The sequence below is a fragment of the Pengzhenrongella sp. genome, from assembly GCF_036565025.1.
GTDB lineage: Bacteria > Actinomycetota > Actinomycetes > Actinomycetales > Cellulomonadaceae > Pengzhenrongella.
Genome location: NZ_DATCNW010000042.1, coordinates 1 through 6,610, shown reverse-complemented (window position 1 = coordinate 6,610; position 6,610 = coordinate 1). Strand labels below are relative to the sequence as shown.

Below are 6,610 nucleotides of genomic sequence, written 5' to 3'. Positions count from 1 at the left end.
CTGTGGATAGGCTCACGAAATGGCTGCCTGGGGGTGGATTACCGGACGTTCCGGAGATTCTCGGCAATGGTGTCCGATGCCATAGGCGTTCAGCCGCCAACCCTCCGTCGAGAAGTCGATTTCCGCCCATCCCAAGGCGCCCGGATGGGCGAATATCGACTTCTCGACGGGCGCCCTGGGTGTCCGTCGGGGGCCAGCGAGGTTCGTATCGGGCGGCGGACGTGAGGCGCGGGCCTACCGGGCCGCGAACATCAGGTGCGTGCCGCCGTCGAGCGCACCCGGTTCGGCGCAGGCGGCGACCTCGTTCGCCAGGAACCGTTCCCAGCGGACCGGGTCCGCCTCGAGCTCCGCGAGCGCGGCGGGGTCGCCGAGCGACGCCCAGTTGCTCGCGCTGGCGCCGAGCACCCGTGCCCCGCAGCGAGCGACCAGGTCCTCGACCTCCCGCGCGCGGAACATCTGGCACACGTGCCGGGCGCCGACGTGGCGCAGGTCGCCGGTGCGCAGCACGGCGTCGTTCGCGTCCTCGCCGTGCTCGGCCGCCACCCCGACGGCGCCCGGCAGCAGGTGCCGCCACGAACCGAGCGTCGACATCACCGAGGCGACCACGACGCCGTCGGGCCGGGCTATCCGGAGCAGGCCCAGCAGTGCCTCGTCGGTCCGCTCGAACGCGTACGACAGGGGGCCGCCGTACGCCAGGACGACGTCGAACTCGCCGTCGGCGAAGCGCGAGGGGTCGCAGACGTCCAGCAGCTCGCGCGACTCGACGGCGGACTCGGCGGGCGTGCCGCCGATGTAGGTGCGATTGAGATCGAGCTGCACGGGGGAGAAGTCGGTCACCACGATCCGCGCGCCGAGCTCGGCGAGCACCTGCGTGAACCGGCCCGGACCCGCCCCGACCTCGAGCACGCGCGCTCCCGGTCGCACGAACCGGGTCAGGAACCGCCGGTGCACCTCGAAGCTGGCCCGCCCGGGCAGGTCGCGCGTCAGTCGCAGCCATTCGTCCGCGCCCAGCTCGTCGTAGTAGTCGCGCATCGCGGAACGGCTCTCCAGGGACATGGCGCCCATGATGGCAGCGCCGCGGCACTGCGCCGACCCCTCGACTTCGCCATACTGGCGCGAGATCGTCGGTTTCGACCGGCGAAGTCGCGAGCAAACGGCGAACTCGGCGCCGCAGCCGTGATGATCTGTCGATCCACGCCCTGGCTGTTCGTGTAGGGGTGAAGGCCGGCATGCGGCCGGCCAGCGCCACTCGAGGAGGAGAGCACCCATGACCCAGTACCTGCTGAGCGTCTACCAGCCCGACGGGCCCGTCCCCGCGCCGGACGTCCTGCAAGCCATCTCCCGCGATCTTGACGCCTTCAACGCCGAGCTCAGGGCAGCCGGCGCCTGGGTCTTCGCCGGGGGGCTGTACCCGCCGAGCACCGCCACGGTCGTGCGGCCGAAGAACGGCGAGATCCTGCTGACCGACGGGCCCTTCGCGGAGGGCAAGGAACACCTCGGGGGATTCACCATCATCACCGCGCGCGACCTGGACTCCGCGCTCGACTGGGGACGCAGGCTCGCCCGGGCCACCACCCTGCCGATCGAGGTCCGGCCGTTCCAGGCCCAGACACAGGCCCAGGACCAGGTCCAGCCCGAGACCCAGCCCCACCGCTGACCCCGGACAGTGCCCGCCGACAACATCACCCCCGCCGAGATCGACCGGGTGTTCCGCGCCGAATACGGTCGCGCGGTGGCCGTGCTGGCTCGCGTGTTCGGTGACCTCGACACGGCCGAGGACGCTGTCCAGGACGCGTTCACGTCGGCCGTGCAGCGCTGGCCGGTCGACGGCCTCCCGCCCAGCCCGGCCGGCTGGATCATCACGACCGCCCGGAACCGGGCGATCGACCGCCTCCGTCGAGAGTCGTCCCGCGCGGACCGGCACGCCCAGGCCGCGTTGCTGCAGGCCCGCGGCGAACCGCACGAGGAGGGTGCCGTGCGTGACGACCGGCTGCGCCTGATCTTCACCTGCTGCCACCCGTCGCTCGCGACCGGCGCCCAGGTCGCGCTCACGCTCCGGCTCCTCGGCGGGCTCACCACGATGCAGATCGCGCACGCGTTCGGAGTACCGGAGTCGACCATGGCGCAGCGGATCGTCCGCGCGAAGGGCAAGATCCGCGACGCGCGGATCCCGTACCGGGTCCCGGACGAGGCCGACCTGCCTGATCGCCGCCGGGCTGTGCTCGCCGTCGTCTACCTGATCTTCAACGAGGGCTACACCGCGAGCTCGGGTGACCACCTCATCCGTGAGGATCTCTGCGCGGAGGCGATCCGCCTCGGGCGCCTCCTGGCCGAGCTCGTACCCGACGACCCCGAGGTGCTCGGGCTGCTCGCGCTGATGCTCCTCGTCGAGTCCCGCCGGACCACCCGGACCACGCCCGACGGCGACCTCGTGCTGCTCGCCGACCAGGACCGCAGCCGCTGGGACCAACCCCTGATCGCGGAGGGGCAGCGCATCGTCCGGCGTTGCCTCCAGCTCGGTCGGCCCGGCCCGTACCAGCTCCAAGCCGCGATCAACGCCGTCCACAGCGACGCGCCGGACCCGGCGGTCACCGACTGGTGGCAGATCCTGGAGCTCTACGACCAGCTTGCGCTGCTGGTCCCGAGCCCGGTCGTTGCCCTCAACCGCGCGGTCGCACTGGCCGAGGTCTCCGGGCCGCAGGCCGCACTCGGCGTCGTCGACGGTCTCGACCTCGACGGCTACTACCTCTTTCACGCGATCCGCGCCGACCTGCTCCGGCGGCTCGGCCGAGACGCCGACGCGGTGCGGGCGTACACCCGGGCGATCGACCTTTCCGAGAACGCGAGCGAGCGCGCCTTCCTCGAACGCAACCGCAGCGCGCTCCTCGGCGGCTGATGTCCACCGCGCGTTCGGCTCGCCGGGTCGATCGCACGCGAAAGATTCACCGCCGATAACTCGATCGTGTTTGGCCCGATATCTACCGCTTTGTACCGGTTATCCGGCAGGCTGTGTTCGGTGAGCCGTCGGCGCGTCGGCGCGGCCACGACGGTGCATGCACCCCGCTCCACCGCCGGCCCGAGAGGATCGTCATGCGAGCTGTCCTTGCTTCCCTTCCCCGGGCGATCGCCGGCCTCGCGATCGGTGGTCTCGTCCTTGCCGGTCTCGTTGTCGCCGGCCCCCAGCGGACCGCTTCCGCCGACTCGGCACCGGCCGACCCGACGACGCCGACCACCGTCGCGGCCGACGGACTGCCCACGACCCAGATCGACGGCGTCGCGTGGGCGCAGGCCATCGTCGGCGGAACGGTGTACGTCGCCGGGCAGTTCACGACGGCGCGACCGGCCGGCGCCGCCGCCGGGACCCAGACGGTGCCGCGCTCGGACCTGCTGGCCTACGACCTTGCCACCGGCGTCCTCGTCGACTCCTGGGCGCCGACCCTGAACGGGGCGGCCTACTCCATCGCCGGCTCGGCGGACGGGACCCAGATCTACGTCGGCGGTGACTTCACGCGGGTGAACGGCGTCGCGCAGAACCGGTTCGTCGTCCTCGATGCGATCACGGGTGAGCGCATCTCACGCTTCAACCCCAACCCCGACTCCACCGTGCGCGCGATCACCTCGACGTCGAGCACCATCTACTTCGGCGGCCGGTTCAATTCGGTGGCCGGGATCTCGCGCCCGCGCCTCGCCGCCCTCAACGCCACCACGGGAGGGCTGCTGTCCTGGCGAGCCTCGGCGCAGTCGGCCCAGGTCGACTCGATCCTCATGAGCCCGGACCACAGCAGGGTGATCGTGGGCGGCCGGTTCGATCGGATCGGCACCGTCCCCGCGCTCGGTTCGGCTGCCCTCGCGGCGTCCAACGCGGCGGTGCTCCAGTGGGACGCGAACAAGATCGTGACCGACTACGGCTACGACTCCGGGATCGAGTCCCTGACGACGGACGGGAACCTGATCTACGGCTCGGGCTTCGCATTCCTCGGGCACAACGGCGGGTACGGCAACCTCGAGGGGATCTTCGCCGCGAACCCCAACACCGGCGCGATCGTCTGGATCGAGGACTGCCACGGCGACACCTACTCCATCTATGCGGACGCCGCCCAGGGCGTCATCTACGGCGTGGGCCACCCGCACTTCTGCTCCAACATCGGTTCCTTCCCGCTCACCTCGTGGAAATTCGCCCTCGCGTTCTCCACGAAGGACGTCTCGACGATCACCCCGAACACCGTCCCGAACTACTTCGACTGGCAGGGCTTCCGGGCCCCGGCGAACCTGAACTTCTTCCCCGACATGACCGGGGGGACGTTCACCGGCACCGGTCAGGCGGCCTGGAGCATCACCGGGAGCGGTGACTACGTCACGTTCGGCGGCGAGTTCCTCACCGTCGAAGGGGTGTCCCAGCAGGGCCTGGTCCGGATGGCTCGCGCGCCGACGTCGACGAACCAGCAGGGTCTGCGCCTGACGGGTTCGGCCCTGCAGCCGGCCGGCTCGTCGCAGGCAGCCGGAACCGCGCAGGTGTCCTGGCCGACCAACTGGGACCGTGACAACGAGACCCTGACCTACGCCGTGCTGCGCGACGGCTCGAGCACGCCGCTGTACACGACGACGGCGAACTCCACCTGGTGGGAGCGTCCGCGGGTGTCGTTCACCGACACCGGCCTGGTGAACGGGCGGTCCTACAGCTACCGCATCCGGGAGAGCGATCCGTTCGGCAACACCACCACCTCGCCGTCGGTGAGCGTGGTCGCCGGCTCGAGCTCCTCGCTCGGGGCCTATGCCCTCGGGGTGATGAACGACAACCCTGCGGCCTATTGGCGACTGGGGGACACGTCGGGGTCCACCCAGGACTGGACCGGGTACGGCGACTCCTCGGTCGGTTCGGGGGTCGTTCGAGGGGTACCCGGAGCGCTGTTCGGGGACACCAACAAGGCCGCGCAGTTCACCGGGGCGTCCACGTCCCGCATCTACGGCACGCGCAGCACGGGTGCAATGAACCATTTCTCCCTCGAGGCATGGATCAAGACGACGTCGACCACCGGCGGGCGGATCGTGGGCTTCGGCGACTCCTCGACCGGCACCAGCACCAATGACGACCGGCACCTCTACCTGGGCACCGACGGCCGGCTCAACTTCGGCGTCTACCCCGCCATCACTCGGGTCATCACGACCCCGGACCCGGTCAACGACGGACAGTGGCACCACGTGGTCGCCACGCTCGGCGCGACCGGGATGCGGCTCTTCGTCGACGGGGACCTGTTGGCGGAGCGTGCGGACGTCGTCAGCGCAGGGGTCTACAGCGGGTACTGGCGGATCGGGGGCGACGCGATGAGCACCTGGCCGGGGGCCGGGGCCGACGACTTCGTCGGGGACATCGACGATGTCGCGATCTACGGCCGGGCGCTGACGCCGGCCGAGGTCGCCGCACACCACACAACGGGAACCGGCGGCGTCCCGGCGAACCTGGCGCCCACCGCGCGGTTCACCGCGACGGGTGGGGACCTCACCGCGAGCGTCGACGGGTCGACGTCCACCGACCTGGACGGGACGATCGCCTCCTATGCCTGGAACTTCGGTGACGGCGCGACCGGCACCGGCGTCACGGCGAACCACGCCTACCTCACCGGCGGCACCAAGACGATCACCCTCACCGTGACCGACAACGCCGGCGCCAGCGGCTGGACGTCCCACCAGGTCGAGGTCACGGACCCGAACGCACCGAACCAGCCGCCGGTGGCGAGCTTCACCGCGGCGGTGACCGGCCTGTCAGTCCTCGTCGACGGCACGGCGACGACGGACGCCGACGGAACGGTGACCTCCTACGCCTGGGACTTCGGCGATGGCGCCGCGGCCACGACGGCCACGGCGTCGCACGTGTACTCGTCGGACGGCCCGTACACGATCACCCTCACCGCGACCGACAACGACGGCGCCCAGGGGACCGCAACACGCACCGTCACGGTCGCCGCCGCCGCTCCGGTGCTGGCGTCCGACGCCTTCGCGCGGACCGTGGCCAGCGGCTGGGGCTCCGCCGACGTCGGCGGGGCGTGGAGCGCCACCGGCACGACGAGCGTGACGGGTGCCACCGGTCAGTACACCCTGAGCGGTGCGAGCTCGGTCGCGGAGACCCGGCTGCCGGGCGCGACCGGAACCAGCGTGCGCATTCAGGTGACCGAGAGCTGGAACAAGCGTCCGTCCGGGTCAGGCGGGTGGTTCCTGCTACGCGGGCGGATCACGAGCGGGGGTTCGTACCGACTGAAGGTCGGCCACAAGGCAACGGGCTCGGTGACCGCACGGGTCGTGCGGACCGACGCCGCGGGCGCCGAGACGGCGATCACCTCCGAGATCACCGTGCCAGGGGTCACCTACTCGGCCGGTACTCCCCTCGTGGTGCTGTTCGACGTCAGCGGAGCCTCGCCGACGGTCCTGCGGGGCAAGGTGTGGGCGGCGGCCCAGGCGGAGCCCGCCGCGTGGCTGATCCAGACCACCGACGCGACGGCGGGCATGCAGGGTCCCGGGTACACCGGGCTGGCGGCGCTCACGTCCAGCACGACCACCAACGGACCGCTCCTCGTCGCCGTAGACAACCTCACCGTGACAGGTCCCTAGCCCCCCC

At 71.1% G+C, this 6,610-nt stretch carries 4 protein-coding genes; 3 read left to right on the top strand and 1 reads right to left on the bottom strand.

All coding sequences use genetic code 11. The features are described from left to right. Positions 1 to 234 precede the first annotated feature (234 nt). Positions 235 to 1,056: a class I SAM-dependent methyltransferase gene (locus VIM26_RS02150; protein WP_331948674.1), complete on the bottom strand. Its 822-nt coding sequence runs from the start codon at positions 1,054 to 1,056 to the stop codon at positions 235 to 237. A 211-nt stretch (positions 1,057 to 1,267) separates the two neighbouring features. On the opposite strand from VIM26_RS02150, the gene VIM26_RS02145 reads away from it, so the two are divergent. The 3 genes from VIM26_RS02145 (at position 1,268) to VIM26_RS02135 (ending at position 6,603) form a co-directional block, all read left to right on the top strand. After that, positions 1,268 to 1,657, top strand: coding sequence for a YciI family protein (locus VIM26_RS02145; protein ID WP_331948673.1), 390 nt, complete (start codon positions 1,268 to 1,270; stop codon positions 1,655 to 1,657). Positions 1,658 to 1,666: 9 nt separating this feature from the next. Further along, on the top strand, positions 1,667 to 2,896 hold the full coding sequence (locus VIM26_RS02140; RefSeq protein ID WP_331948672.1) for an RNA polymerase sigma factor: 1,230 nt from the start codon (positions 1,667 to 1,669) through the stop codon (positions 2,894 to 2,896). Between the two features lie 194 nt (positions 2,897 to 3,090). Then, complete coding sequence (locus tag VIM26_RS02135; protein ID WP_331948670.1) at positions 3,091 to 6,603, top strand: PKD domain-containing protein; 3,513 nt, start codon at positions 3,091 to 3,093, stop codon at positions 6,601 to 6,603. The last annotated feature ends 7 nt before the right edge of the window (positions 6,604 to 6,610 follow it).